This window comes from Candidatus Palauibacter sp. (assembly GCF_965216145.1).
Taxonomy (GTDB): Bacteria; Gemmatimonadota; Gemmatimonadetes; order Palauibacterales; family Palauibacteraceae; genus Palauibacter.
Map to the genome: position 1 here is coordinate 3,072,070 of NZ_OZ244149.1, position 25,772 is coordinate 3,097,841.

Here is a 25,772-nt window from a genome sequence, read left to right on the forward strand (position 1 = left end):
GGTCTCCTTCACGCAGTAAGTTCTCGGTACATGAGCGGGTCCGTGTGCATGATCCGGGCCAGCGTGTCGCGGAAGATGTGGGGGTTGTTCCGGTTGTTGAACCTCCACTCCATCTCCTCGAGGTACCGGTCGAGATGCTTAATGCTCATCTTGTGGAACGTCCCCACGATGGAGCGCTTGAACAGGGACCAGACGCCCTCGACGCTGTTCGTATGGACATCACCCACGACCCACTCCTCGGCGGCATGGTTGACGGTCTCGTGCCGCGTGTCGTCGTCCTCGATGCCGATGTAGGACTTGAGTTCGTCCGTGTAGATTGCCTCGGCATCGTCGGCTACGGTGCGGGCGATGAAGTCGTGAAGGGTGTTCTTCCTGACGTTCGGGATCCGCTCCAGACGGACGCGGCCGCCGCGCTGGATCGCGCCGGCAACCCATGTCTTGTTGTCGCGCCAGTTCTCGCCGCGGGCTTTGCCGCCGACCATCGTCTCGTCCACTTCGACGACGCCAACGAGCGTGGGGCCGGTGAGGGGGTCGTTGCCCATCGCCTCGCGGATGCGGTGGCAGAGGTACCACGCCGTCTTGTAGCTGACGCCGAGGGTGCGCTCAAGCTGCTTCGCGCTCATCCCCTTCTTAGATTCGCACATGAGGTAGATCGCGAGGAACCACTTGCGGAGAGGCAGATGCGAACGGTGCATGATCGTCCCAGCCGTAACGCTGAAATGGTACTCGCATGACGAGCACTCCCACTGGTTCCGGCTCTCGATCTCCCACACGTCGGTGTCGCCACAGCGGAGGCAGCAGACGCCGGATGGCCAGCGGATTCGCTCCAGCAGGTCGCGGCATTTATCATCGTTGTTGTATCGGTCAATCAGAGAAACCAAGTTGAGGCGAGCCATGAGAACTCCTAGTGTTGTCGTAGATTGCGCGCAACCACCCGGCGAAGCAGCTTTGACAGCTCCCTCGCCTGGGACTGAGATAGCAGGAATTGTCGGGGCCGTCGCGGCTCGTCCGATTCCAGGTCATAGCTTTCCAGATGCAACACGATGGTCCGGCCGTCCGGTGCAAGGCCTGCTCCTGCCCGACGGAGCGGCTGAAGGTCGTCACCAATGAGAAAAGGCTCTCTCTTCACGGTACTATCCTATGGCAAATAAGAAGAAGCGTAGACGGACCGTCCCGGCGAACATCGCTCAGAAGACCGACCGTGAGATCATGGAAACCGTCTTCGGCAAGCGGGTCCTCGGGAAGGTCGATGAGGTCTTGAACAAGCAGAACGAGCAGGCCGATGAAGTATCCACACAAGGAAAATAGCGGGATGGTCAGCCTGCGTCAAGTACATAATCACCGGGACATCCGCCGCCGTGAGACCGCGCGGCCGCGGCTGGTGATAACGCCGCCGCGCGGGCCGGACCGCGATGCCGGTCCGAGCCGCTGAGGTCGGCGGGGACTGACGACCGGGAGGAGTGGCGGCCCTTGACGCCTGGACGGGCGCCCAGCGGGAGCGTGCCGAGGAAGGCAACCGTAGATTGAGGCTGTTCATCTAAGCTATAGCGATGCCACTTGTTTCAGTTCAGGAGACCCCGGCATGACGACTCCAAGCATTCTCCGACTGGCCGTAGGGATCATCGGCCTAGGCTCACCGGCTCTCCAAGCTCAAGAAGTCAGTGAACTTCCAAGCCGGGACACCCGCATCGAACCTGAGTTCGAGGAAGTCTACCGGGTGGGGTCCCTCGATGGTGCGGAGTGGGAGGTGTTCAGCCGGGTCAGCGCGGTCGGCTTCAGCCAGTCCGGCGACCTGTATGTGATGGACGACCAGGGCGGCCGGATCGTGCTTGTGAGCCGGGAGGGCGAGTTCGTTCGCGAGTTCGGACGGCTCGGCGATGGGCCGGGTGAGTTTGCCGCGAACACCAACACCGCCATCGGATTCACCGTGCTCCGCGATGGGCGCACAGTAGTGTTCGACGGGGGTCACAGTGCATTCCAAGTGTTTGCACCAAACGGCGAGTTCGAGAGATCAGTGCGGATGCCCGGCAGCTCGCTCTACTTGATCCGGACCTTGGCTCCCGCAAGGGACGGCCAGAACGTCATCACGACAAGTGTAGGTGCCTTCGGCATGGGAGGCCCCGCCGACGGTCCCGAGCCACCGTTTCGTCCAGTCTATCGGTTGGTCCTCACTGGTGACGAGGCTGTGCAAGACACGGTGATCGAAGCGTGGCGGCCATCGGGAGATCCAGACGGCTTCGGACCTGCCTTGGTCGCTAGAGCTCTCCCAGACGGAAGCTTGGTCTACACGGACTCGTCCGCCTACGCCATCAAAGTGGCTACTCGTAACGGAGAACTTACTCGGGTGCTCACCCGACCGTTTCGGCCTGAACCTGTGACCGCCGCGATCAGGGATGGAGAGATCGAACGCCTGTTGGCGGAAAACGAGGCGGACGCGAGTTCGAATGATCGGTTCGGCGACGCCTTCGCTGAATTGGGGCGGAGACGCATCAGAAACATGGAGTTCTACCATGAGGTCCCGGTGGTACGCACCCTGCGCACGAGTTGGGAGGGGACGATCTGGGTGCAGCGGCGCGGCGATGGGCCAGCCAGCGATGGTCCGATTGATCTACTGACCCCGGATGGTGGCTACATCGGGACCTACGCTGCTGGCACGACCGAGATGCCCGACGCTTTCGGCCCAGACGGGTTGGCGGCGTTCATCGAGCGCGACCAATTCGACGTGGCGAGCGTGGTGGTTCGGAGGCTGCCGGTCAGAGGACGGTGACTGCCGATCCTGATCTCGGAGTAAGCATATGCCTGCGACAATTACCGGAATCCGATCCGGCGACATCCGATTGAGTCCCATGTAATCTCGCTCAGAAATGTATATTTTGAGTGATACATCATTTGCCTAAGTACTCCCTAAGTCGTTGTTATAAATCAAGTTATGCCATACACGATTAGTTCCGGGGGGATCTCGCCCGACAAGCCGTTCTCCGCGAGGTTCAGCCCCGTCAGGTTGGTAAGGCCGCTGAATTCCGAGGGGATCGGGCCCGAGAGGTCGTTTTCTGCGAGGTTCAGCCCCGCAAGGTGGGTGAGGTCGCCGAGTTCGGGCGGGATCGGCCCCCTGAGGTTGTTTGAGTGAAGCGCCAGCCGCACCACGCGGCCCTCGCCATCGACCTCCACCCCGTACCAATCCCCCAGAGGCGCGGCCGTCAGCCAGTTTTCGCTATTGCCCCACGTCGGCCCTCCCGCCGCTTCGTACAGTATCTCAAGGCTCTTGCGGTCCGAGAGCGGCTCGCACTGGACGCCCGTCCCCTCGTGCGACGGAATGCCGCTCAGCCACGCCTGGAATGCCGCCTCCGCCGGGGCGCACAATCCAGTGTCTGCGTAGTGGAGTTCCCGCAGCGAGAGTCGCGCCAGTGTCCGTGGCAGCCGGCCCGCGAGGACGTTGCCGCCGATGCGCAATATGGTCATGCGCGACAGTTCCCCCAGTTGCGCGGGCAATCGGCCGGTCAATGCGTTGCGGGCAAGATCGAGTTCCGTCACCCGGCCGAGGGAATCGGCCGTGACGCCATACCAAGCGGCCACGGCATCTTCGCCCAGCCAGCCGCCGGACTGGGTCCAGCTGGCGCCGCCAGTCGCTTCGTAGAGCGACTCGAGTGCGGCCACGTCGGTCGCGTTGCAGGAGGACGCCGCGTCGGCATCGTGGTTCTCGATGCCTTCCAGCCACTCCGCGAAAGCGGACGTGCCGGGCACACAAACCCTGCTCCGTCCGAGATAGAGGTCGTCGAGCTGGTCGAGTTGCACGAAGCCCCGCGGGATGGGGCCGGTGAGTTCGTTCCCCCAGAGGTACAGCGACGTCAGGTTGGCGAGGCCGCCGAGTTCCGCCGGGATCGGGCCCGAGAGGTCGTTGGAGTGGAGGAGCAGGTCCGTCAGGAAGGCGAGGCCGCCGAGTTCGGGCGGGATCGGGCCGGAAAGTTGGTTCCTGCCAAGGCCGAGATACCCCAGTTGGGCGAGGCCGCCGAGTTCCGCCGGGATCGGCCGAGAAAGTTCGTTCCTGGCGAGGGACAGTGTTCTCAGGTTGACGAGGCCGCCGAGTTCCGGTGGAATTGGCCCTGTGAGATTGTTATCGGAGAGGCGCAGGTATGTCAGGTTGGTGAGCCTGCCGAGTTCCGGTGGGATCGGGCCCGACAGCTCGTTGATGCCGAGATCCAGCGTTGCGAGATCGGCGAGGCCGCCGAGTTCCGCCGGGATCGGGCCCGTGAGATTGTTGGCGTAGAGGCGGAGATCCCACAGGTTCGTGAGACTGCCGATTTCGGAGGGGATCGGGCCCGAGAGGCCATGCGATACCCATGGCCGTCGTATGCCATCCCCCCGGCCGGACAGATCAAGCCGCGACACACGCCAGGAACGGTCGGTGTCCACCCCGTACCACTCTCCGAGCGGCGCGTCGGTGAGCCAGTTCTCGCTGTTGACCCAGTTCGGCCCGTCAGTCGACTCGTAGAGCGCCACCAGCGCCGCCCGGTCCGAGTCGACGGACGTTGGTAACGGAGGGGGCGGCGCGGGTCCGGCGGGATCGTCGCCACAGGAGAGGAGCACCAGCGCGGCGAGCGTCGCCATCGGCGGCCACCCCCGCCCGTCCCGCGGGCGGGCGCATCTCACTCGTCTGCCAGTCACACTCGCCTCGCGAGGCTCTCCGGTCCGTCACACGTCAGCGGATCTCGTACGGCCCCGGGACAAGACGCCCCTGCCGTATGGATTGGATTATGGCGAGTTGGGCACCGGCGGGACACCAGAACGGCGGCGAAGATATCCTCGACCGAGACGACGGCCGCGGTTCAGGCCGCGTAGAGCTGGAGCCGGGTCGAGAACTCCGCGGCGATCGCCTCCAGCGTCTCCAGTTCGGGGTGCCGGAGGAAGATCATCCCGTCGGAGACGAGCGTCGCCTTCCAATTGCGGCGCGGCGCGCCGATCGGGAGGAGATCCAGGCTGCACACGCGCTCGCCGTACTCCTGGAGGAGAGGTCCGAGCCCCTCGATGCGTTCGATCCGGCCCTGGCCTCGCGCGCGCTTGACGATCCAGCACGCGTTGTACTTCCGCTCCACCGGCTGCGACCACTTCGCGTGGACGACGCCTTCCGCCCAGCCGCTGTACGTGTCGATGTCGCTTGCGAAATTGATCAGATCGACGGTCCGCACCCCCGGCGGACGGGCGCCGATCTCTCCGAACACCGCCTCGCCGTCCGCGGTCCGGTACCATTCCATGTGCGTGTAGCCGGTCTCGAACCCGAGCGCCTCCAGCACGGCGAAGCCCATCTCGCGGCCGGGGGCGAGGTCCTCGGCCTCCACATCGCGCAGCGCGTAGGTGATGGGGCTCAGCCACTCGTGGGTCTTGGACTCGAGCGCGCGCGGCCAGTAGCGGCAGATGTTGTAGTGAGCCACGACGCCACCCACGGTGACGGTGTCGAAGGTCATGTCCTCGCCCTCGATGAATTCCTCCACCGTGACCTGGGGGACGTGACGCAGGGCGGGGAGTACGCGCTCGAGGTCGCGCGCGGAATCCACGCGGTAGGTGTCGGCCGATCCCGCCCCCGCCACGGGCTTCACGATGAGCGGGAAGCCGACCCCTTCGGCGACCTCGCGGCACTCCGGAGCGGTTGTGGCCCTCCCGTGGCGCGGCGTCCGGATCCCGGCCGCGTCGAGCATGTCCTTCATGATCTCCTTGTCGCGGAAGGGCAGCGTCTGCTCCACCGTCGGCCCGGGGACGCCCAGCATCTCGCGCAGGCGCGCGGCGAGGATCATGTAGGGCTCCCACAGGCACTCCACGCGGTCGATGCGGGTCCTGGTCGCGAACGCCGCCACCTGCCGCATGACGCCGGCCTCGTCGGCGAGCGACCTCACCTGCAGGTGCTGCGACACACTCGTCCGGGCGATCTCGGGCAGCGCCGACCCAGGCTGGTCCCCGAGTCCGATCACGGTCGCGCCCACCTCGGCGAGACCGCGTGTGAAATACTGCATCTCGGCCGGATACCCCGGCGATAACATGAGTACGTTCATGGCTGTAGCTCCACCCGCACGCGGGTAATAATCTGTCCCAGCGCCTCCTCGACCACTTCGGTGCGAGGGTGACGCACGATGATGTAACCCTCCCCCTCGTAGGAGGCGCTCCGGGCCTGTCCCGGCCGCGGCAGCCGCCACTCGACGCAGAGCGGCCCCAGTTCGCTCGCGATCTCCTCGAGTCCCGCCACCCGCCGCACCCTTCCGTGTCCCTGTCCCCGCAGATACGCCGCGCCCGCCGCGTAGGGCCGGGCCGGAGGATCGAAGTCGTCGAACACCAGCAGGCGCGCCCAGGCCCGATAGAGGTCGAACTCGTGCGCGTGGGAGATCAGCGTGACGAACTGCGCACCGGGCGGGCGCGCGCCGACCTCCGAGATGGCGACCGTCCCGTCGGGGCGCCGGAACCATTCCATGTGGCTGAGGCCCGTCTCCATCCCCAGCGCGTCGAGCGCGGGTCCCGCGACGCGGCGGATTTCCTCGTAGCGCGGGGAGTCCACTTCGCGCGGGAGGAGGACGCACCACTGGATCCAGGGCTCGCTGAGCACCTCGAGCGGGGACGGGAGGTAATGGTTGATCGAATGCCACACGAGCCGGCCGCCGATCGACACGGCGTCGAACGAGTGCTCGGCGCCGACGACGAACTCCTCGATGAGGGTCGGCCGGTCCGGGCTCGGCGCGGACATGGCGACGGCGGCGCGCAACTGTTCGGGCGTCTCGACCCGGAAGGTGCCGCGGGCGCCGGAGCCGGCCGGGGGCTTCACGATGAGCGGGAACCCCTGCTCGGCGGAGAACGCCGCCGCCTCGGCCTGGTCGCGGACGAGCGCGTGCCGGGCGCAGGGCAGGCCGTGCGCGCGCAGCACGTCCTTCATCCGCGACTTGTCGCGGAAATTGTGTGCCGCCGCGGCGCCCATCCCGGGGAGTCCGAGTGCGTCGCGCAGTTCGCCGAGCGGCACCTGGAGATCCTCGAGCGCGCCCAGCAGCCGGTCGATCCCCCCGAATTCCGCGGAGAGCTGTCCGAGCCCGGCGTGGATCCCCTCCGCCGACAGCGCGTCCTCGACCCGCGCCGTAGCAGCGATGCGCCGCCGTAGCGCCGGGGGCATCTTCTCGATCGGCTCCTGCGTCACGACCCCCAGACGCACGTTCTCGAGTCCCGCCGCCGCTTCCAGAAACCGAAGCGTGGCAGGGAGATAGAACGGGGCGACGAACGCGACGTTGCGCATGGAACTTCCAGGGTTTCGGACAGGCACGGACCGGGTGCGAACCGCCGGGCTGGCGCTTGAGAGGAGGGACTGTACAATGCCGGGCCGACAAAGTGAAGCTTCACGGCGCCTCTGGCAAAACCCGTCCGAGAGAACCATGCACGTCGTATTCGTCGAACCCCGGTTTCCCGGGAACCAGAAGGACTTCGTCCGCGGTCTGCACGAGGTCGGCGCGGAGGTGTCGGCGGTCGGCGAAGCCCCGCTCGATGCACTCGGCCCCGACCTGCCCCGGTGGCTCACCTGCTACGAGCAGGTGGGTTCGGTGTGCGACGAGTCCGCCCTCGCCCGGGCGCTGCAGGAGATCCATCGCCACCGGCCCGTGGACCGCCTCGAGGCCACCGTGGAGGCGCACATCCTGCCCGTGGCCCGCGTCCGGGAGGCGGCGGGGCTGGCCGGCACCTCCGTGAAGACGGCGCACCTGTGCCGCGACAAGCCGGCCATGAAGGAGGCGCTGCGCGAGGCGGGCGTCGCGACCGCGCAGTCGATGGGCGGGGGCGATGCGGACGAGATCCTGCGCTTCGGGAGCCGCGTCGGCTATCCGCTCATCGTCAAGCCGCGCGCCGGGGCGGGGGCCTCCGGCACCTACCGGGTGGAGGACGAGCCGCAGCTCGCGGCGCTCCTCCCGAGGCTGGGCGTTGGCCACGGAGCCGAAGTCGCGGTAGAGGAGTTCGTCGAGGGGCACGAGGCGTTCTACGACACGCTCACGATCGGCGGCGTGGTCGTGCACGACTTCATGACCCACTACTACCCGAACGTGCTCGAGGCGATGCGGACGCGGGAGGTCTCGCCGCAGTTCATCGCGACGAACCGGATCGATGCCGCCGCCCCCTATGCCGAGGTTCGGGAGCTCGGGAAGCAGGTCATCGACGCGCTCGAGATCGGGACCTCGGCGACCCACATGGAGTGGTTCTTCGGGGAGAATGGGCTCAAGTTCTCCGAGATCGGCTGTCGGCCCCCCGGCGTCCGGGCGTGGGATCTGTACGCAGCCGCCAACGAGATGGACCTGTACCGGGAATGGGCCGCCTGCATCGTGCACGGGCGCACGGCGCAGCAGGCGACCCGCCGCTACTCCGCGGGCATCGTCACGCTGCGTCCGGAACGCGATGGCCGGATCACGGGGTACGAGGGTCTGGAGAAGGTGGAATCGCGGTTCGGAGAGTGGATCATCGACGTGCACCTGCCGTCCCCGGGCACGCCGACCCAGCCGGTGGAGGCGGGTTATATGGCGAACGCGTGGCTGCGGCTGCGGCATCCCGACTACGACGAACTGCGCGGGATGCTGGATGCGGTGGGACGCTGGGTCAGGGTCCGCGCCGCATGAATCCGGTCGTCCTCCTCGGGCCGCGCGGCGGGGGCCTCACCCTCCGGGGGGTGGTCGCGGAACTGGAAGCCTGGGGCGTCATATCGCGCGGTTCGAGGATTGCGGCCGTCACCGCCGGGTGGCGGGACCGCGAAGCGAACGAGGGCCTCCTCGATCCCCGGCTCGCCGACCGCGTCGTCGATCTCGAACTGTACCGGCGCTCGGACCGGGTGGCGGAGGCGGACGCGGAATTCGCCCGGGCGCACCGGGCCACCCAGGGTCGGCTCAAGGCCCTGCGTCGCGCCTACAACCTGCGACTCGATGGCCTCGTCGAGGCACACCGGGGGCTGGCCGAGTTGCGTGGAGACGAATCCGTTCTTCGGGCGGAACGGGACGAGGCCCTGGAGGCCATCCGGCGGCTCGACACCCGGCACCTGGACCGGGTCGCCGAGATCCGGTCGGAGTTCGAGCGGCGCATGAAGCCCGCTGAGCGCGACGCGGTGCGATCGCAGCGGCGGGAAGTCGACGCGCGACTGGAGGGGACGGAGGCGGTCGTGATCGAGGGCGGACACGTCGCGAACCTGCTCAGCCGCCTCCGCCTGTTCGGGGGACGGGAGCTCCTCCAGGGACGCGCCGTGATCGCCCGCTCGGCCGGGGCGATGGTGCTCACCCCGCGCATCGTGCTCTTCCACGACCGGCCGCCCTGGGGCGCGGGGCACCCCGAGGTCTTCGATGCGGGGCTCGGACTGGCCGAGGACATCGTGGCGCTGCCCCATGCCTCCGCGCGTCTCGCGCTCGACGACCGAGCGCTGAGTGCGCGGCTCGCGGCCCGATTTGCCCCGGCCTCCTGCGTCCTCCTCGACCCCGGACACCGGATCGATCGGGCCGCCGAGGGCTGGAACGGTGAAGGCGGAGTCGAACGGCTCGACCCGACGGGCCGCCGGGTCCGTTTCCCCGCGGCCGCGTAGCCCGAGCGATGCGATTCGACGCCAGCCCCCGGCCTCGCGGGCACGACGCGTCCATGCCGCGCTCCGCCTCGATCGCGGCCCTGGAGGCGCGGCTCGCATCCGATCCCCGCGCCGTGGATGCCTTCCTGGAGGCCCACGAGTTCCCGCTCGCGGAACCGCCTCTCTATACCTTCGTCTATCGAGGGGAGGCCGACGCCGTACGGCTCCGGCACTGGGTGCACGGGCTCCAGGCTTCGGCCCCGTTCCGCCGTCTGGAGGGGACCGATCTCTGGTACTACACGCTCGAACTGCCGGACAGTTCCCGCGTGGAGTACAAGATCGAAGTGCTCGCCCGCGGCCGCGCCGAATGGATCGAGGACCCCCTGAACCCCCTCCGTGCGCGCGATCCCTTCGGCGCGAACTCCGTCGTGCAGGCGCGCGGCTACGAGATCCCCGACTGGGCCCGCGACACCGGCGAAGCGCCCGCCGGCGTCATGGACGAACTCGTGCTCGAGAGCGAGGCGTTCGACTCCGCCCGGCATGTGACCGTGTACCGGCCGGCGGACTTCCGCCCCACGCGTCGCTACCCGCTGCTCATCGTGCACGACGGGGCCGACTACCTCGAGTACGCCAGCCTGCGGCCCGTGCTCGACCAGCTCATCGGGCGCTTCGAGCTTCCGCGCCTGATCGTGGCGCTGCTGCACCCGGGCGACCGGATGTCGGAATACTCGGCGGATCCGGCCCACGCCCGGTTCGTCGTCGAGGAGTTGCTGCCGCGACTCGAGCGCGACTACCCGCTCCTCCCCGAGCCCGATTCGCGCGGCCTCATGGGCGCCAGTCTGGGGGCGGTCGCCTCCTTCCACGTCGCGCTCCGCTACCCCGACCGCTTCGGCCGGCTGCTGCTCCAGTCGGGCTCGTTCCTCTTCACGGACATCGGCGGCAATGAGAGCGGCCCCGTCTTCGACCGGATGGTCGACATGATGAACGGGTACCGGGACGCGCCGACCCCTGTCGCCGAAAAGGCGTTCGTTTCCGTCGGCGTGTACGAGCCGCTGGCCTCCGAGAACCGCGCGCTCATCCCCGTCCTCCGGCGCGTCGGCGTCGACGTCCGTTTCGTCGAGTCGCGCGATGGCCACAACTGGGAGAACTGGCGCGACCGGCTCCGCGAGGGGCTCACGTGGCTCTTCCCGGGTCCGTTGTGGTTGGTGTACGAATGACCCCCCCTCGAGCCGCCGCCCCGCCGCCCGAAGTCACGCGCCGCATCGGGCTCTCCCTCGGGGCGGACCTCTGCTGGCCCATCGCCTATCGCGAGATCCTGCGGCGGCTGGACCTCCGGATTCCCTCCCCGGATGGCACCCTCCGGTTCCAGGTCGAGGACGTCACGATCGAGCCTTTCGACCTTCAGAAGCCGGTGAGATACGACCTCGTCATCGACCGCCTCACGCACTGGTACTTCCCGACGCGCGAGTGGATCAAGAAGTGCGTCGTCATGGACGACCTCTACGTGTTCAACAACCCGTGGAGCGTCCAGTCGATGGAGAAGCACTCCACCTACTGCGCCATGATGCGGCTGGGTCTCCCGGTGCCGCGGACCTGGCTGATCCCGCCCAAGTCGTACGATCCGAAAGACGACCTGGCCATCACCCTTCGGCGCTACGCGCGGCTGTTCGATCTCCCGGAGGTGGCGCGCGATCTCGGATATCCCGTCTTCATGAAGCCCTACGACGGCGGGGGTTGGCGCGGGGTCTCGCGGATCGAGGACGACGAGGCGCTGCAGGCCGCCTACGACGAGAGCGGCAAGTTCGTCATGCACCTGCAGCGGGGCGTGGAAGCGCACGACCGCTTCGTCCGCTGCGTCGGGCTGGGACCGCAGACGCGCGCCGTTCTCTACGACCCCGGCGCCCCGCAGCACGACCGGTACACCCTCGAGCGGGGTTTCCTCGGCGCGAGCGACGCCCGCGAGATCCGCGACATGACGCTCACGATCAACGCCTTCTTCGGGTGGGACTTCAACTCGTGTGAAGCCCTCCGCAGCGGCGGGCGGTGGATGCCGATCGACTTCGCGAACCCGTGCCCGGATTCCCAGGTCACGTCGCTCCACTATCATTTCCCCTGGCTCATCAAGGCGAATATCCGCTGGTCCATCTTCTGCGCGGCGACCCGGAGGCGAATGCGCATCAACCTTGACTGGAAACCGTTCTTCGACGCGTGCCGCGCCGGAATGACGCCGGAGGAGAGGATCCGGGTCTGCGGCGAAATCGCCGAGGCGCGCCTGGAGACCGACCGCTTCGCGGATTTCTGCGAGACGCACCTCGGCTATCTCGACGAGGTGGCCGACGAGTTCTTCGGCAGCGAGGCGGCCCGCGACGCGGTCCACGTGAAGGTGTCGTCGCTTTACCCGGATCACGAGATCGACGAGTTCACGGATCTCTTCTTCAATCGCATCCAGGCGGCCCGGCGGGAAGAGCCGCCCGGCAGCGTACCCATCCTCGCGTCATGAAACTCATCGCCAGCTGGTGGTCGGACCGTCTCGAGCAGGAAGTCAACGTCGTCCGCTGGGGCGAGGTCGGCGTCCCCCTCCTCATGTTCCCCACCGCCGCCGGCGACGCGGAGGAGATCGAGCGCTTCCTCGTCATCGACACGGTGGCGGACTACCTCACGGACGGTCGTCTCAAGGTCTATTCGTGCGACAGCGTGGCCGGACGCGCCATGCTCGGGCAGGAGGGGACGCCCGAGCACCGCATGCGCGTGCTCAACCGATTCCAGGATTTCGTCGGCTACGAGTTCGTCCCCTGGATCCAGGACGACTGCAACGACCCGTCGATCGACGTGATGGCGGCGGGATCCTCCATCGGGGCCTTCCACGCGCTGGCCATGCTGTGCCGCTTCCCGGACGCCTTCTCGCACGCGCTCTGCATGAGCGGGACCTACGACCTGGAGCGGTTCCTGAAGCACGAGACCGGGATTCAGGCGGGGATCACGGAAGACTTCTACCGCGCGTCCCCTCTGCACTACCTGCCGGATCTCACGGGTGAGACGCTCGACCGGCTGCGGGAACGGTTCGTCCTTTTCGCGTCCGGACGCGGGCGCGCCGAGGACATCGACGAATCGTGGCGCATGGCGTCGCGGCTGGCGGGGAAGGGCGTGCCGAACCGGGTGGACGACTGGGGCGAAGACTGGCACCACGACTGGCCCACCTGGCGCAACATGCTCGTGCAGTACCTCGACGAACTCCTGCCGCCCCGCTAGGAGCGCGAGCCGTCGCCGTCCCTCCGGGTGGGCGTCTCCTCGTCATCCTTGCCGGAATCCTCCGAATCCTGTGGCGCTTCCGATTCCCCCTCATCAGGAGTTCGGAACAACCGTGACGGCGAAGACGTGCGCCTCTGTCGTCTGGCGTTCCATGTCCCTGCGATGCTGACCCTGTTCCTGAAACTCGGAGATGATTGCGTCGGCCGCACCGGGGACGGCCTCGTTGAACTCCCGAAGAAGCGCAGGGGGAGGCAGCGGTGCGCTCCAGGAGGTCTCGGTGTACCGGACGCGCATCCGTTGGCGTTCGGTGCGCTCAGCCGGGGTCTGCTCCTCAGGTCGGTCGGGAAGGTTCTTCTCGTCCCCGTTGTCGGCTTTGCTCACCAGCCCGGAAATAGATCTGCTTGGCCCGCATGCTCGACGGCCTCGATCTCCTCGGTAGGCTCAAACGAGGGAGAAACGAGTTCTGGCGGCTCCTCCGGGTAGCCATGCTCCACGAGCACGCACCAACTGGCGACGTTGAGATCGTTGAGGACGACGCCAAGATCGTTGAGGACGACGAGGAAGTCGGGGGGGTGCGAACGTCGGGTGAGAGGAGAAGCTCCGCTCAAAGGCACGAACTTCCGAGCCGCGTAGTCCCGCACGGCGCGGGCAATCTTATCCATCCCTAAGGCCTCCAGTCAGTGGTCTTCTACCTCGTTCCTTTTCTTCGTACACGGCACAAGACAGCACGTTTCGACGCCGCAAAAGTGTGCCTCGTGTGACACGTAATGCAAGCCCGGAGGCGCACCTGCCTACCGCACTGTCCGCGCGGCGACGTAAGCCCATACCTGCTGCTCGCGCGGCGTCAGTTTCCGAGGCTTGGGCGCGAAGCTCTGTCTGGCGGCTGCGCGCCTGCGGGCGGCTTTCTCGCGGATCTCCCGAAGCGAAAGGTGCGGCGTTTCGCAAATCTCTAGCTCCCCTCGCCGCCGAACGCCATCCCCAACCGATGCAGCGCTTCCCGGGATACTCCGGCGTCACGAAGTGTCGCTTCGAGTTCATCCATCCGACGCTGCCGCTCCGGCGGCAAGGGCGTGTTGTTGCGAGCCATGTTCGCCTGTGCGCGGAACAGCGCGGAACAGCACCGCGTACTCGATCAAGTCCCCGAGCTTGCCGCCCTCGCCCTCTACGGCAGAAAGAGCCTGCCGGAACTCATCGTGTTGTTGCATCGCCTCCTGCATCCATGGCGGGGCAGCGTCGTATAGGTCACCCATCGCTTTCTCCTTCTCCGGTTTTGGCGGCAGCCCACTTGCTGCCGGCCGCTATAGTCGTGAGGTCGGCGGGTGCGCGCGAGGGGTGGCTACATACTCCGGGCAGCGGTTAACCGAAGATCTTAATTCCGGGAGTCCTTCAAGGGATCGAAGCCTGCGAAACCGCTTTGCGGTTTCTTGACTCCGATCTTAGCTGGAAGAGTGAGAGCGAAGGGGGCAAAGGACTGCGGCAAAGGACGACCAACTGGGACAAAAGACGACCAAACACCCGGCGTTTCGGCCAAGGCGGTCGTCCCGAGCCCCCGTCTCGTCGAATCGTAGCTGTCACGGTCTACGGTCTGGCGTGCTTTTGCGCCTAGGGGCGGTCCCGTCGGGTCGGATCGACTTAGACCGGCGAGCTACTTCTCGACCTCTCGGCCGCCGTCCACGCTTCTCGCCTGCCTGCCGCTCTCGGCTGGCTCGGACTGCGCTGGGGGCTTTGGACGGACACCGTTGTGACCCCCGCCGGACTCCTTGCCCCGCAACCGCGCTTCCACGTCCGAGGCAACCGGCCTTCCGACCATCGGGGGACACTATACAGCGGGCGGTCCCATGTTCCGCAAGACGCGAAATGCACGCAAGCGATGCGGCTAGATGCACGAGCGCCCCGGCCCGTCGGCCGAGGCGTTGCCCGCGCGATGGTTGGACGCTGGTCCGTTGTTGCGCATCATGGAGAATGACGCCTGGGAGCGCGAGCCGTTGCCGTCCCTCCGGGGGTGGGCCGCGCTACCTGTGAGTCGGCGGGTCGTCCCCGTCGGAGAGTCCGCGCAACGCGGGGACGTAGTAGTCGCGGGCGTACTCTCGCACCATGCGTTGGGCCGTGAACCGCGCGCCGGCCACCTCGATGGCCCGCCGCGCCCGCTCGAGCCAGCCCGCGGGGGCGTCGTCCCATGAGCCCTCGCCCGGCCGGTCGTAGAAGAGGGGGACGACTTCGTCCTCGAGAAGGCGGAAGAGGTGCTCGTGATCGTGGCGGTCCGTCTCCTCCTCGGTCGCGTCTTCCGGCGCGCGCGGCAGGATCCAGCCGTTGTCTCCCTCGAATCCCTCTTCCCACCACCCGTCGTCCGTCGCGAGTTGGGGTACGCCGTTGAGCGCGGCCTTCATGCCGCTCGTCCCGCTCGCCTCCATCGGGACGCGGGGCAGGTTGAGCCACAGGTCGACGCCCTCGACGAGACGATGGGCCGTGTGGAGCCCGTAGTTCTCGATGAAGGCGATCCGTCCCTCGAACCGGGGGTCACGGGTGTGCTCGTAGACGCGCTGCAGGACCCGCTTGCCCTCGTCATCCCGCGGGTGCGCCTTCCCCGCGAAGATCAGTTGCACCGGCCGGCGCGGATCCGAGAGCAGCGCCAGCAACCGGTCGCGGTCGCGGAAGATGAGGTCCGCGCGCTTGTAGGCTGCGAAGCGCCGCGCGAAGCCGATCGTGAGCGGATACGGGCTCATGAGCGTGCCCGCCCCGACGAGGTGCTTCGCTTCCGGCCAGTGTTCGCGCCAACGGCCCCGGGCCTCTTCGCGCATCAGGTCGAGGAGTCTGAGCTTGAGCCGCCGGCGCACCCGCCACAGGGCCTCCGCCGGGAGGTGGTCGTCCAGCAGACGGACGATGTCCTCGTGCATCCACGTCCCGAGGTGTACGCCGTTCGTGACGTGCCGGATGGGGACATCCCCGGCCGGCCGGTTCGCCCACAATCCGCGCCAGATCTCCCGGCTGACGTGGCCGTGGCGCGCGGAGACGCCGTTCACCCTCCGTGACAGCCGGATCGCGGCCGCCGTCATGTTGAAGCGGTCTCGTCCCTCGTCGTCCGGATGAAGCCCCAGCCCCAGAAGTTCGTCCCGCGCCTCGATCTCTTCCCAGAACTTCTCGCCCGTCCAGTCCCGCATCTGAGAGTGGGAGAACACGTCGTGACCGGCGGGCACGGGCGTGTGCGTGGTGAATGCGGTCGAGGCCCGCACGCGGGCCACGGCGTCCGGGAAGGGAAGACCCTCCCGAATGAGGCCACGTACCCGTTCGACCATCATGAACGCCGCGTGGCCCTCGTTGGCGTGCCACGCCCTGGGCTCGATCCCGAGCGCCGCGAGGACCCGCACGCCCCCGACGCCGAGGAGCGCTTCCTGGCGCAGCCGGTGGTCGACACCACCCGTGTACAGTTGGTGCGAGAGGCCGCGGTCCGCCGGGTCGTTCTCGTCCAGGTCCGTGTCGAGCAGGTACAGCGGCACGCGGCCGACCCGGACCCGCCAGGCTCCGACGTGGATGCGTCGGCCCGCGCCCTGGATCCATGTGAGCCAGGGCACGCCGTCCGCTCCGCACAGCCGCTCGAGCGGCGTCAGCCGGGTATCGAGCGGATCATCGGCGTCCTCCTGCCAGCCATCGGGGCCCAAGGTCTGGTCGAAGTAGCCGTGCGCGTACATGAGGCCGACGCCTACGAGAGGGACGCCGAGTTCCGAAGCGGCCTTCAGGTGATCTCCGGCCAACACCCCGAGCCCTCCGGAGTAGATGGGGATGGACTCGTGCAGAGCGAACTCGGCGCAGAAATAGGCGATCGGGGTGGCGGCGAACTCGGGGTATCGCCGCTGGAACCAAGTCGACCCGCGGCTCGCAGCCGCGTCCACCGCTGCGCACAGCGCGTCGTAGCGCGGCAGAAACGCCGGATCCCCGGCCAGGGCGCGGAGGCGCGCGTCTCCGACCCCCCGAAGCAGCGCCACGGGATTGTTAAGCGAGCGACGCCACAGCGGCGGGTCGATGGCGCGGAAGACGGACCGGGCCTCCCGGTTCCATGTCCACGAGAGGTTGGTCGCGAACTCCCACAGCCGCCCGATCCGGGCCGGCAGGCCGGGACCGCGTGCGTCCACCGTCATTGCCTCACTGTCATCGCGTCACCGTCATCGGCTCGAAGTCTGGACCCACGTCTCCCCTTGCGTGCTTCCGGTGGGTGTGTCGGATGTGGTTTCGGGGCCGGGTGTTGGAGCGACGCCGGCTCCGGGCCGCCGCTGGCGCGAACGAACTTACCGATCCGGGGGTGGCGCGGCAGGTACCGGCCGGCCCGTCATCGGCGGACCGGCGAACCGCTCCCGGTTGCAGCCCCGGCTGCCGGGGGCCAAACTCAGCGCAACTCCTTGCCACCGGCAGCTCAACAGGAAAAGCGCATGGACTTCGCCACAATCGTCGACTGGCTCGACCGAAACATCGCGCAGTTCGGGATCACCATCGCTGGAGAGCGCCTGACGCTTCAGGTCCTGCTCCTCCTCGGCATCGGGACCTACCTCACGCTGAAGCTGGGCCTGCCGCAGATCCGCAAGTTCGCGCACGGCGTGGCGGTGGCCACCGGCCGTTACGACGATCCCGACGATCCGGGCGACGTCACGCACTTCCAGGCGCTGACCACCGCGCTCAGCGCCACGGTGGGGATCGGAAACATCGCCGGCGCCGCGATTGCCATCCACCTGGGTGGTCCGGGAGCGCTGTTCTGGATGTGGATGACTGCCTTCCTCGGCATGGCGACGAAGTACAGCGAGGTCACGCTGGCGCAGAAGTACCGCGAGGTTGACGAGGATTCCGCCAAGTACAGCGGCACGGTCTCCGGCGGACCCATGTACTACATCGAGAAGGGGCTCGGGCCGCGCTGGAAGCCGATCGCCGCTTTCTTCGCGGTCATGCTTGGGTTGACCGCGTTCATGACGGGGAACGCCAACCAGGCCAACACGGTCGCCGACGCGATGCTCTCCGAGTTTGGGATCGCCACGTGGATCACGGGGCTCGTCACCTCGACGCTCGTCGCGCTCGTTATCCTCGGCGGGATCAAGCGCATCGGCCGCGTCACGAGCATCCTCGCTCCGGCCATGGCGATCCTCTACGTGAGCGCCGCGATGCTCATCATCATCCTCAACCTCGACCAGGTGCCGGGAACCTTCGCGCTCATCTTCCGGGAGGCGTTCAATCCGACGGCCGGCGTGGCGGGCACGGGTGTGGGTGCGTTCCTCGTCACGCTGATGTGGGGTGTACGCCGCGGGCTGTTCTCGAACGAGGCGGGGCAGGGCTCCGCACCGATCGCGCACGCCGCCGCGAAGACGGATGAACCGGTGTCGGAAGGCGTGGTGGCGTTGCTGGAGCCATTCATCGACACGATCGTCATCGTGACCATGACGGCGCTCGTCCTGATCATGACCGGGGCCTGGAACGAACAGGTCGACACCGAGATCGCGCTCGAGGGAGGGGATCTCAGCTACGTCGTGCTCGACGAAGGCGGCTCATCAGTGCCGACGGATCCGACCGGGACGATCCGCTACACGCTGGGGCGGCCGGGCGTGACGAGCGAGCCGCATGTGGCGTGGCACGAGGTTTCCGTGCCGCAGTTGTTCGAGGACGAGGCGCACACGCAGCCGTTCAGCGGCGCCGTCGATCCGGCGCGTGCCGTGGCGGTGGCCGACGACGGGCGGGAGCTGACGGTGCTGTACGGGCAGGCCTACGAGACGGGCGCGCCGCTGACCCAGATGGGGTTTCAGAGGGGCCTCGCGCCGCTCGGCGACTGGGGCCACTACATCGTGATCTTCTCGGTCTTCCTGTTCGCGATCTCGACGGCGATCTCGTGGAGCTACTACGGCGACCGGTGCGCGAACTACCTGTTCGGACCGCGGGCGATCATCCCGTACAAGCTGGTCTTCGTGGCGATGCACTTCGTCGGGGCGGTGCTGCCGCTCGCCGTGGTGTGGTCACTGGGGGACATCTTCCTGGCCATCGTCATCATCCCGAACCTGATCGCGCTCATCTTCCTGGCGCCGCAGATCACGGAGATGACGGAGTCCTACTTCACTCGCACCCCGTGGGAGCGGCAGGTGAGACGCTAGCCGGGACGCCGGCTAGGACGGCGGTCGGGCGAAGGCCCGCGGGCTCCCGGTCCGGAGTGCGCGGGCCGCCTCGGCATATTCCTCGAGGCTGATGCGGCCGTCGACATAGCGGCGCTGGAGGCGGGCGACGGCCCGGTCTTCGGGTCTCGGGCTCGCGGTCGCGATGGCTCTATCCCCGTCGCGGACGGGGGCCCGGTCGAGACCGCGGTTGGAGCGGGTCGAGGGTTTCCGCGCGCGCCGTTCGAGACGAGTCCGCGCGCCCGAAGGCAGGAACCGGGCGGTGTCCTCCACGAGGCCCTTCATGTCCGCCGCGCACTGCGCGAGCAGGCCAGGCCAGGCTCGATGCGCGGTAGCGAGGGCGCTCCGGCCCACACGCCCCAGCTTGCCGAGGGCCCGTTGCATGTCAACCCGACCCCAGCCCCGGCGACGGCAGAGCCATACCGCGATCCCTCCCAGAAGCGCGAATTCAAACATGGCTCAGGCCTCCCGGGTCGCGGCGGATCCGGGCTCCGGCCACGCGGTCTCGATCTCGCGGGCGGCACGGTCGAGGATCGCCTTGACCCTCGCCAGAGTTTCCGGATCGCCGTGCCCGCCCGTGGCCCGCTCGAAGCTCACCTGGGCGAGGTGGATGAACGAGCGCGTGACCTCGCGCATCGCGGCCCCGGTGAAACGCTCGCCGATGTTCACGAAGCGGCCGAAGATGTCCCGGGTCCGGGAGCCGTGTTCCTCGAGGAAGGCGTGGCCCTCGGACGTGAGCCGGTAGATGCGCTTGCCGTCCTCCTGCGTCGAGGAGACGTAGCCCTGGTCTTCGAGCAATTGCAGGGTGGGGTATACGGAACCCGGGCTCGGTGTATAGAGCCCGCCCGACTCCTCCTCCAGCCGCCGCATCAGTTCGTAGCCGTGCATCGCCTCGTCGGCGAGGAGCCGGAGGAGGACGAACTTCAGTTCGCCCTTTCGAACGATCCGCCGCTTGGGGCCGAAGCCGCCGGAGAAGCGGAAGACGCCGGGGCCACAGCAGTTCGCCCAGGCGCCGAGTCCGTCTCGGTTCGTGAACATCGCTCGTCCTCCGTACGCTAACCGTGCCGACGTGTCTCGATATATCGGAACACTATCTCGATATATCGAGATGTGTCAAGAGGCGAGAACGCGGGAGGAGAAAGCGGGGGGGTGGGCCGGCGAAGGCGTCAGCTCGCGGCGGGAGCGGGCTCCCACAGTTCGACGCGTGCGCCCGTGGGATCGACGATCCAGGCGAACTTCCCGTACTCGCAGGCTTCCGTGTTCGGGTCGACCCAGACGCCGCCTCCGCGTAGCGACGCGACGAGCCCGTCGAGGTCCTGGACGCGCAGGTTTAGCATGAAGCGGTGGGGGCTCGGCTCGCCCTTCGAGTCGAAGTAGGTCGTGTTCGAGGGGAACACCTCCCACGCCGTGAACGTCTCGTCCCCCTCGAGCGACCGGGCGGGGAACGTGACGTAGCCGTCGGGCCCCGGCCGGATCCCGAGGCGCGCGTACCACGCCTTGAGCGCCGCCGGGTCGGGGGAGCGGAGGAATACACCGCCGATCCCCGTCACCCTTCCGTGATCGACCGAGGGTTCCGCGGGTGCGGTGGCCTCGCAGAGTTCCACCCGCCGCCCGTCCGGGTCGATCATCCAACCGCACCGGCCCTCCCGCATCGTCAGGCCGTCGCCGCCCTCCGGGAGCGTCTCGGCCAGCGCCCCGAGGTCGCGCACGAGATAGCGCACGACCACGGGCGGGGTGCCGGGATTCAGGCGTCGCGAGGCCTCATCGACGAAGTCGAACCGGGTGTCGAAGGACCGTCCGCTGTCAACTTCGCGCCAGGTGAAACGGACCCCTTCGCCGACGGAAAACCGGAGCCCCAGGTGGCGGCGGTACCATTCGCGGACGTGAACCGGGTCCGGACAGGCGATGAAGAGTCCGGCGATCCCCGCGACGCTCATCCCCCGTCGCGGTGGATGTGGTGTATGCTGCCCTGGCTGTTCGAGAGGACGATGACGTCGGCCACGTTGATGTGGGGTGGGGCGTTGAGCACGAAGGAGACCACCTCCGCTACGTCCTCCGGTTGAAGTGGATGCGTGCCCTCGTACACCGCCCGGGCGCGTGCAGCGTCGCCGCCGAAGCGGACGAGGGAGAACTCGGTCTCGACCATGCCGGGGTTGACCCCCGACACGCGAACCCCCGTACCCAGGACGTCGAGGTTCGACCCCTCGGTGAGCGCCTGGACGGCGTACTTCGAGGCGCAGTAGACGCTCCCGCCCGGATAGACCTGCCGGCCGGCGATGCTTCCGATATTGACGACATGACCCGAGTCCCGCGCGATCATGGCCGGCAGGAAGGCGCGCGTCACGAACAGCAGCCCCTTCACGTTCGTGTCGATCATGCGGTTCCAGTCGTCGACATCGGCGTCCTGAACGAGCGCCATGCCCGCGGCGAGCCCGGCGTTGTTGATGACGATGTCGGGCGCCCCGGTCACGGCCATGAGCCGGTCCGCCTCGGCCACCACGGCCTCGTGATCGCGGACGTCGACGACACAGGTCTGCACGTTCGCCCCGGTGGTCGAGGCGATCTCCTCCGCCAGCTGTGCGAGCCGGTCGGAGCGCCGGGCCCACAGCACGAGGTTCGCGCCATCGCGGGCCATCCGGCGCGCGATGGCCTCGCCGATCCCCGCGCTGGCCCCGGTGACGAGCGCGAGTTGCCCCGCGATGCGGGCCGTCAAGGCCTCGCGCCTCCCGCGTTTGCCGACCCGCCGAGATGCGCGTCCAGGAACGCCGCCGCGCGCTCGAAGGCCTCGAGCCAGTTCCGGTGCAGGAGGAAACCGTGCACCTCGTCGGGGAAGACGAGCTGCTCGACTTCAACGCCGCGCGCGCGGAGCGATTCGACCAGGTCCACGGACTCGGAGAAGGGCACGTTGCGGTCGTCGTCACCGTGGATCAAGAGCACCGGAGAGCGCCAGCCGTCGATCCAGGCCATGGGGGAAGACTCGAAGGCGAGCCGCGCGAAGGCTTCTCGCGTCTCGGGCTGGTAGGACGGTACGAAGTTGCGGATGACGACGTTCCAGTCGTGTACGCCGTGGATGTCGACCCCGGCCGCGAACACGTCGGAGTTCCGAGCGAGCCCGAGCGCCGTGAGGTAGCCCCCGTAGGAGCCGCCCCAGAGCGCGATCCGGTTCGGGTCGACGTCGTCGCGCTCGGCGAGGTAGTGGCCCGCCGCGATCACGTCCCTGTACTCGCTGGCCCCGCGCGCCCCGTAGTTCAGCGCCTCCCGGAAATCGAGGCCGTAGCCCGTTCCGCTGCGATAGTTCACCGAAAGGACGACGTAGCCGCGGCTCGCGAGGTACTGGTTCAGGGCGTAGGTGTTGTGGTAGTAGCGCAGGTAGTGCCAGCCAAGCAGCATCTGACGCCTCGACCCGCCGTGGAAGAAGATGGCGGCGGGCCGGCGCCCCTCCGCGCCGGCGGAGGGAAGGAAGATCTGCCCGTGGATGAGCATCCCGTCCTCGGAGCGGAACGTGACCTGCCGCGGTTCCACGAGGCTCTCGAACGGGAAAGCGTCCGGCATGAAGGCGTCCACGAGCGGCCGCCGCTCCCCTCCCGTCTGGACCTCGGCGTGGGCCGGCGTCCGCCCGTCGGAAGCGATGAAGCCCAGTACGCCGTCCGCCGTCACGGCGGGGCTCCACTCGATACCGGTTCCCGAAGTGAGGGCCTCGGGCGTTCCCCCGGGGGCCACGCGCCACAGGTGCCGTCGGTCGATATCACCCTCGTTGGATGAGAAATAGACGGATTCTCCGCCAGGCGCGGGGAGTACGTATTCGACCTCGAAATCACCCGGCGTGAGGTGCGTCGCCTGGCCGCCCGCCACCGGGACCGAGTACAGGTGTTGCCAGCCCGTGCGCTCCCACGGGAACAGGAAATGGTCCGAGGCGAGCCACGCCAGCGCGGGGCCGCTCACGCCCTGGAAGGCGCTGCCGCTGCCCGGCAGCGCGCGCCACGCTTCGCGCGCCGTCCCCGTCTCGATATCGGCCACGCGGATGGACCAGGGGAGGGCGCTGCGGACGGGCGAGAACGGGAGGCGCCCCCCCTCGTTGGGGACGCGGATGAAGGCGATCCGGGTTCCGTCCGGAGACCACACGGGGTCGCCGTCCCGGTCCAGACTCGGGTCCAGATAGCGGACGGATCGGTCGTCGAGCCCGAATACGCCGACGAACGCGTGATCGCCGCGGTTGCTCACGAAGGCCAGCCGGTCCCCCGCCGGAGACCAGGTGAGCGACCCCGCACTGCCGCGGATGCGGAGAAGGGGGCCCGCGGGCTCCGACCCGTCGAGCGTCACGGTGTAGACCTGCCCGCGGTTCAGGAACGCGACGGTTCGGCCATCGGGGGAGATGGCGGGTGAGGTCCCTTCCGCCAGCGGTCGGGCGGCGCCATCGAGGGACGCGACCCACACCATCCGGCTCGCCGGCTCCGGCTCGGAGCGCGGATTCGGGATTTCCCCGGCGCGGTTCGGCCCGCCGCCGCGCACGAAAACGATCTGACGCCCGTCCGGCGTGAAGCGCAGTTGCGACAGGTCCTGTCCGTCGTCCTCGGACCAGGCTGCAAGCTGACGGCCTACGAAATCGGGCCCTTCGGCGACCCAGATGCCGCGGGCGCCGCGGTCGTACCCGACCCAGGCGAAGGCCGAGCCCGAGGGAGCGGCGACGAGATCCGTCGCGAAGGGGGCGGAGAGGATGTCCTCGACGGTGTACGGCGTCTGGGCTTCCGCACCGGCCGCGCCGAGGGACGCGAGGAAGGCCCACATCCCGGCGGTGGCCGCCTGCCTGCGCCGTGAACTCTGCGCATGGCTCATGGCGTCAGTTCCGACGCAGGACGTAGAAGCAGCGATCCGCCTCGAGGTTCGCGACCAGGCTCTGCACTTCATATCCCCTCCTGAGATAGGTCAAGACCGCGTCGCGCACGGTCTCGCGCCACCTTATCAGCGCTCCGTCGGGGGGCAGCGATTCGACATTCGCCGGAATCTCGACGAACACCTCCTCACCCCCGGGCAGTCCGTCGCCCGCCCCCTGTATTCCGTCCGGCCGCGGCACGACGTGGGCCGGATCCGGCAACGGAACCGCGAGACGGCCGGCCGACCTCGCGGTTCCCTCCTCGAGCGCCCGGCGGGTCTCCGGTCCGTCGAGATCCCACCGGACTATGAACCGGTCGGTATCGCCCCCGGCGTGCAAGGGGCTCCCCGTATCCGAGCCGTACATGTTCGGCACGCAGCGAAGCACCGTCGCGCCGAGCCGGTTCAGGTTCACGTGCGCGTTGCGGGCCACCATGGGGTCGTAGGTCCAGAAGATGGTGCCGATCCCGCTCGAGAGGACAGCCTCGCGCTGACACAGCTTCAGCTCCCGGCCCAGCCCGCCCCCGCGCGCGGACGGATGAACGGCCAGCATGTGGGACCAGTGCGCCTCGACGCCTTCGAAACGCCCGAGAAGCGAATAGACGAAACCGATGAGACGGTCGTCCTCGAACGCTCCTCCCGCGAAGCCCCCGATCTTCTGCGATACCTGCAGGACGGACGCGGGCACGATGTCCGCGAACCCCTCCCCCCAGGTCGTTCGCTGGAGGCGGACGCACGCGCGCAGGTCGTCGAGCGTCTCCAGCGGGCGGAACTCGGTCACGACGGGACGCCGGGGGCGGCCGCGGCGAATGTCTCGGAACGGCGGGTGAGCGCTTCGACGCGCTCGGTGTCCACTTCGACGCCGAGGCCCGGCCGGTCGCGAGGCACGGTCACGAAGCCGTCCGCGCTCATCGTCCATTCGGGCGTCACGATGTCCCGCGTCCAGTAGCGGGCGCTCGGCGACAGGTCACCGGGGAGTTCGAAGTTCGGCATCGAGGCGAGGGCGACGTTGTAGGCGCGGCCGATCCCGCTCTCCAGCATGCCGCCGCACCAGACCGGGACGCCGGCCCGCTGCGAGATGTCGTGAATCTCGCGGGCGTTGCGGAACCCGCCGACGCGCCCCGGCTTGATGTTCACGATCCGGCCGCTCCCGAGCGCGAGCATGTCCTCGCAGGTGGCCGGGTCGACGATCGATTCGTCGAGGCACAGCGGCGTGTCGATCCGTTCCTGGAGTCGCGCGTGGCGCACGAGGTCGCCGGCCGCGAGCGGTTGCTCGATCATGATGAGGTCGAACGTGTCGAGCCTCGCCAGGTGGTCCGCATCCTCCAGCGTGTAGGCGGCATTCGCGTCGACGGCGAGCGGCATCCGGGGCCCCAGTTCCTCGCGGACGGCCGCGACGAACTCGATGTCCTTTTCCGGACTGATCTTGAGCTTGACCTTTCGGTAGCCCTGATCGACGGCCTGCCTCGCCTTCGCCGCGAGGTCCGCGGGCGAGGCCTGGAGCCCGATGGAAATCCCCGTCGGAACCCGGCTCCGCGTCCCTCCCACGAGCCGGGAGAGAGAGACCCCCGCAGCCTCCGCGGCCATTCCCCAGACTCCCATCTCGATAGCCGCCTTGGCCATCGGATGCCCCTGCACACCGTCGTCCAGAAGGGTCTTCACGACCCCCGGCCGTTCGATCTCCCGCCCGAGAATCCGGGGCAGAAGCCAGCGCCGCAGCGCGAGCCAGGCCGTGTCCACCGTCTCGGGGGAGTAGTTGGGAAGGTCGCCGCAGACGCACTCCGCCCAGGCCGTGATGCCGCTTTCGTCGCGGAGTTCGAGCAGGAGGATGCGGCGATTCTCCATCCATCCCGACGAGATGACGAACCGCTCCTTGAGGGGCAGTTCGATCTCTCGCAGCGTCACCTCGACCAGGCGCAGCGGGCTTGTCGGCAAGGATTCGTCTCCGGGCGGGACAGGTCGTCAGCGGC

Annotated in this window: 23 protein-coding genes; 9 read left to right on the plus strand and 14 right to left on the minus strand. The window is 68.1% G+C overall.

The features are described 5' to 3' along the window. Positions 1 to 8: 8 nt before the first annotated feature. Entirely contained in the window at positions 9 to 896 is an 888-nt protein-coding gene (locus tag ACOOHF_RS13055) for an IS1595 family transposase (RefSeq protein ID WP_420462035.1), read from the minus strand. Between the two features lie 244 nt (positions 897 to 1,140). Here ACOOHF_RS13055 and ACOOHF_RS13060 point away from each other — a divergent pair, with 244 nt between their 5' ends. Both ACOOHF_RS13060 and ACOOHF_RS13065 read left to right on the plus strand, forming a co-directional pair. Then, positions 1,141 to 1,308, plus strand: coding sequence for a hypothetical protein (locus ACOOHF_RS13060; RefSeq protein ID WP_420462036.1), 168 nt, complete (start codon positions 1,141 to 1,143; stop codon positions 1,306 to 1,308). Positions 1,309 to 1,582: 274 nt separating this feature from the next. Then, positions 1,583 to 2,767: a hypothetical protein gene (locus ACOOHF_RS13065; RefSeq protein ID WP_420462037.1), complete on the plus strand. Its 1,185-nt coding sequence runs from the start codon at positions 1,583 to 1,585 to the stop codon at positions 2,765 to 2,767. 155 nt (positions 2,768 to 2,922) lie between these two features. Here the strand turns inward: ACOOHF_RS13065 and ACOOHF_RS13070 are convergent, their stop codons facing one another. The 3 genes from ACOOHF_RS13070 to ACOOHF_RS13080 all read right to left on the minus strand — a co-directional run bounded on the left by ACOOHF_RS13070 (position 2,923) and on the right by ACOOHF_RS13080 (position 7,261). Beyond that, complete coding sequence (locus ACOOHF_RS13070) at positions 2,923 to 4,605, minus strand: leucine-rich repeat domain-containing protein (RefSeq protein WP_420462038.1); 1,683 nt, start codon at positions 4,603 to 4,605, stop codon at positions 2,923 to 2,925. A 218-nt stretch (positions 4,606 to 4,823) separates the two neighbouring features. Continuing rightward, on the minus strand, positions 4,824 to 6,041 hold the full coding sequence (locus tag ACOOHF_RS13075; protein ID WP_420462039.1) for an ATP-grasp domain-containing protein: 1,218 nt from the start codon (positions 6,039 to 6,041) through the stop codon (positions 4,824 to 4,826). Beyond that, complete coding sequence (locus ACOOHF_RS13080) at positions 6,038 to 7,261, minus strand: ATP-grasp domain-containing protein (RefSeq protein WP_420462040.1); 1,224 nt, start codon at positions 7,259 to 7,261, stop codon at positions 6,038 to 6,040. Before ACOOHF_RS13080 ends, ACOOHF_RS13075 begins: the two co-directional genes overlap by 4 nt. A gap of 136 nt (positions 7,262 to 7,397) precedes the next feature. Between ACOOHF_RS13080 and ACOOHF_RS13085 the strand changes: the two genes are divergently transcribed. Genes ACOOHF_RS13085 through ACOOHF_RS13105 form a run of 5 tightly spaced genes read left to right on the plus strand, consistent with a single transcriptional unit; the run spans position 7,398 to position 12,796 of the window. After that, positions 7,398 to 8,621, plus strand: a complete 1,224-nt coding sequence (locus ACOOHF_RS13085) for an ATP-grasp domain-containing protein (protein WP_420462041.1) — start codon at positions 7,398 to 7,400, stop codon at positions 8,619 to 8,621. After that, complete coding sequence (locus tag ACOOHF_RS13090; protein WP_420462042.1) at positions 8,618 to 9,568, plus strand: Type 1 glutamine amidotransferase-like domain-containing protein; 951 nt, start codon at positions 8,618 to 8,620, stop codon at positions 9,566 to 9,568. The genes ACOOHF_RS13085 and ACOOHF_RS13090 overlap by 4 nt, the downstream gene beginning before the upstream one ends. 53 nt (positions 9,569 to 9,621) lie before the next feature. After that, a complete protein-coding gene (locus ACOOHF_RS13095) occupies positions 9,622 to 10,764 on the plus strand; it encodes an alpha/beta hydrolase (RefSeq protein ID WP_420462043.1) in 1,143 nt (380 codons plus the stop codon). Beyond that, on the plus strand, positions 10,761 to 12,047 hold the full coding sequence (locus tag ACOOHF_RS13100; protein WP_420462044.1) for an ATP-grasp domain-containing protein: 1,287 nt from the start codon (positions 10,761 to 10,763) through the stop codon (positions 12,045 to 12,047). Before ACOOHF_RS13095 ends, ACOOHF_RS13100 begins: the two co-directional genes overlap by 4 nt. Next, positions 12,044 to 12,796, plus strand: a complete 753-nt coding sequence (locus tag ACOOHF_RS13105; protein ID WP_420462045.1) for an esterase family protein — start codon at positions 12,044 to 12,046, stop codon at positions 12,794 to 12,796. The genes ACOOHF_RS13100 and ACOOHF_RS13105 overlap by 4 nt, the downstream gene beginning before the upstream one ends. A gap of 93 nt (positions 12,797 to 12,889) precedes the next feature. Here ACOOHF_RS13105 and ACOOHF_RS13110 read toward each other — a convergent pair whose 3' ends face one another. Beyond that, a complete protein-coding gene (locus ACOOHF_RS13110) occupies positions 12,890 to 13,177 on the minus strand; it encodes a DUF2335 domain-containing protein (protein ID WP_420462046.1) in 288 nt (95 codons plus the stop codon). 20 nt (positions 13,178 to 13,197) lie between these two features. Between ACOOHF_RS13110 and ACOOHF_RS13115 the strand changes: the two genes are divergently transcribed. Continuing rightward, a complete protein-coding gene (locus ACOOHF_RS13115) occupies positions 13,198 to 13,464 on the plus strand; it encodes a hypothetical protein (RefSeq protein WP_420462047.1) in 267 nt (88 codons plus the stop codon). A 366-nt stretch (positions 13,465 to 13,830) separates the two neighbouring features. On the opposite strand, the gene ACOOHF_RS13120 is transcribed toward ACOOHF_RS13115, so the two are convergent. After that, positions 13,831 to 14,046, minus strand: coding sequence for a hypothetical protein (locus ACOOHF_RS13120; protein ID WP_420462048.1), 216 nt, complete (start codon positions 14,044 to 14,046; stop codon positions 13,831 to 13,833). 762 nt (positions 14,047 to 14,808) lie between these two features. Continuing rightward, entirely contained in the window at positions 14,809 to 16,929 is a 2,121-nt protein-coding gene (glgP, locus tag ACOOHF_RS13125; protein WP_420462049.1) for an alpha-glucan family phosphorylase, read from the minus strand. A 288-nt stretch (positions 16,930 to 17,217) separates the two neighbouring features. Between glgP and ACOOHF_RS13130 the strand changes: the two genes are divergently transcribed. Further along, a complete protein-coding gene (locus ACOOHF_RS13130) occupies positions 17,218 to 18,915 on the plus strand; it encodes an alanine/glycine:cation symporter family protein (RefSeq protein ID WP_420462050.1) in 1,698 nt (565 codons plus the stop codon). Positions 18,916 to 18,927: 12 nt separating this feature from the next. Here ACOOHF_RS13130 and ACOOHF_RS13135 read toward each other — a convergent pair whose 3' ends face one another. The 7 genes from ACOOHF_RS13135 to menC form a co-directional block, all read right to left on the minus strand. Beyond that, positions 18,928 to 19,389 carry a hypothetical protein gene (locus ACOOHF_RS13135; RefSeq protein WP_420462051.1) on the minus strand — a complete coding sequence of 154 codons (462 nt, stop codon included), beginning with the start codon at positions 19,387 to 19,389 and terminating at the stop codon, positions 18,928 to 18,930. 3 nt (positions 19,390 to 19,392) lie between these two features. After that, positions 19,393 to 19,971, minus strand: coding sequence for a helix-turn-helix transcriptional regulator (locus tag ACOOHF_RS13140; RefSeq protein ID WP_420462052.1), 579 nt, complete (start codon positions 19,969 to 19,971; stop codon positions 19,393 to 19,395). A 128-nt stretch (positions 19,972 to 20,099) separates the two neighbouring features. Further along, complete coding sequence (locus tag ACOOHF_RS13145) at positions 20,100 to 20,870, minus strand: VOC family protein (RefSeq protein WP_420462053.1); 771 nt, start codon at positions 20,868 to 20,870, stop codon at positions 20,100 to 20,102. Then, positions 20,867 to 21,646: an SDR family NAD(P)-dependent oxidoreductase gene (locus ACOOHF_RS13150; protein WP_420462054.1), complete on the minus strand. Its 780-nt coding sequence runs from the start codon at positions 21,644 to 21,646 to the stop codon at positions 20,867 to 20,869. Before ACOOHF_RS13150 ends, ACOOHF_RS13145 begins: the two co-directional genes overlap by 4 nt. Next, entirely contained in the window at positions 21,643 to 23,766 is a 2,124-nt protein-coding gene (locus ACOOHF_RS13155) for a S9 family peptidase (protein ID WP_420462055.1), read from the minus strand. Before ACOOHF_RS13155 ends, ACOOHF_RS13150 begins: the two co-directional genes overlap by 4 nt. A gap of 4 nt (positions 23,767 to 23,770) precedes the next feature. Then, positions 23,771 to 24,583, minus strand: coding sequence for a GNAT family N-acetyltransferase (locus tag ACOOHF_RS13160; protein WP_420462056.1), 813 nt, complete (start codon positions 24,581 to 24,583; stop codon positions 23,771 to 23,773). Continuing rightward, positions 24,580 to 25,737, minus strand: coding sequence for an o-succinylbenzoate synthase (menC, locus tag ACOOHF_RS13165; RefSeq protein ID WP_420462057.1), 1,158 nt, complete (start codon positions 25,735 to 25,737; stop codon positions 24,580 to 24,582). Before menC ends, ACOOHF_RS13160 begins: the two co-directional genes overlap by 4 nt. Between the last annotated feature and the right edge of the window lie 35 nt (positions 25,738 to 25,772).

Bases quoted from the DNA above. Each gene is read 5' to 3' on its own strand.
- ACOOHF_RS13080 (WP_420462040.1), bottom strand. From the start codon at position 7,261: ATGCGCAACGTCGCGTTCGTCGCCCCGTTCTATCTCCCTGCCACGCTT.
- glgP (WP_420462049.1), bottom strand. From the start codon at position 16,929: ATGACGGTGGACGCACGCGGTCCCGGCCTGCCGGCCCGGATCGGGCGG.
- ACOOHF_RS13130 (WP_420462050.1), top strand. From the start codon at position 17,218: ATGGACTTCGCCACAATCGTCGACTGGCTCGACCGAAACATCGCGCAG.
- ACOOHF_RS13105 (WP_420462045.1), top strand. From the start codon at position 12,044: ATGAAACTCATCGCCAGCTGGTGGTCGGACCGTCTCGAGCAGGAAGTC.
- ACOOHF_RS13090 (WP_420462042.1), top strand. From the start codon at position 8,618: ATGAATCCGGTCGTCCTCCTCGGGCCGCGCGGCGGGGGCCTCACCCTC.
- ACOOHF_RS13065 (WP_420462037.1), top strand. From the start codon at position 1,583: ATGACGACTCCAAGCATTCTCCGACTGGCCGTAGGGATCATCGGCCTA.
- ACOOHF_RS13085 (WP_420462041.1), top strand. From the start codon at position 7,398: ATGCACGTCGTATTCGTCGAACCCCGGTTTCCCGGGAACCAGAAGGAC.
- ACOOHF_RS13070 (WP_420462038.1), bottom strand. From the start codon at position 4,605: ATGGCGACGCTCGCCGCGCTGGTGCTCCTCTCCTGTGGCGACGATCCC.
- ACOOHF_RS13075 (WP_420462039.1), bottom strand. From the start codon at position 6,041: ATGAACGTACTCATGTTATCGCCGGGGTATCCGGCCGAGATGCAGTAT.
- ACOOHF_RS13095 (WP_420462043.1), top strand. From the start codon at position 9,622: ATGCCGCGCTCCGCCTCGATCGCGGCCCTGGAGGCGCGGCTCGCATCC.
- ACOOHF_RS13140 (WP_420462052.1), bottom strand. From the start codon at position 19,971: ATGTTCACGAACCGAGACGGACTCGGCGCCTGGGCGAACTGCTGTGGC.
- ACOOHF_RS13145 (WP_420462053.1), bottom strand. From the start codon at position 20,870: ATGAGCGTCGCGGGGATCGCCGGACTCTTCATCGCCTGTCCGGACCCG.
- ACOOHF_RS13060 (WP_420462036.1), top strand. From the start codon at position 1,141: ATGGCAAATAAGAAGAAGCGTAGACGGACCGTCCCGGCGAACATCGCT.
- ACOOHF_RS13120 (WP_420462048.1), bottom strand. From the start codon at position 14,046: ATGGGTGACCTATACGACGCTGCCCCGCCATGGATGCAGGAGGCGATG.
- ACOOHF_RS13155 (WP_420462055.1), bottom strand. From the start codon at position 23,766: ATGAGCCATGCGCAGAGTTCACGGCGCAGGCAGGCGGCCACCGCCGGG.
- ACOOHF_RS13100 (WP_420462044.1), top strand. From the start codon at position 10,761: ATGACCCCCCCTCGAGCCGCCGCCCCGCCGCCCGAAGTCACGCGCCGC.
- ACOOHF_RS13135 (WP_420462051.1), bottom strand. From the start codon at position 19,389: ATGTTTGAATTCGCGCTTCTGGGAGGGATCGCGGTATGGCTCTGCCGT.
- ACOOHF_RS13055 (WP_420462035.1), bottom strand. From the start codon at position 896: ATGGCTCGCCTCAACTTGGTTTCTCTGATTGACCGATACAACAACGAT.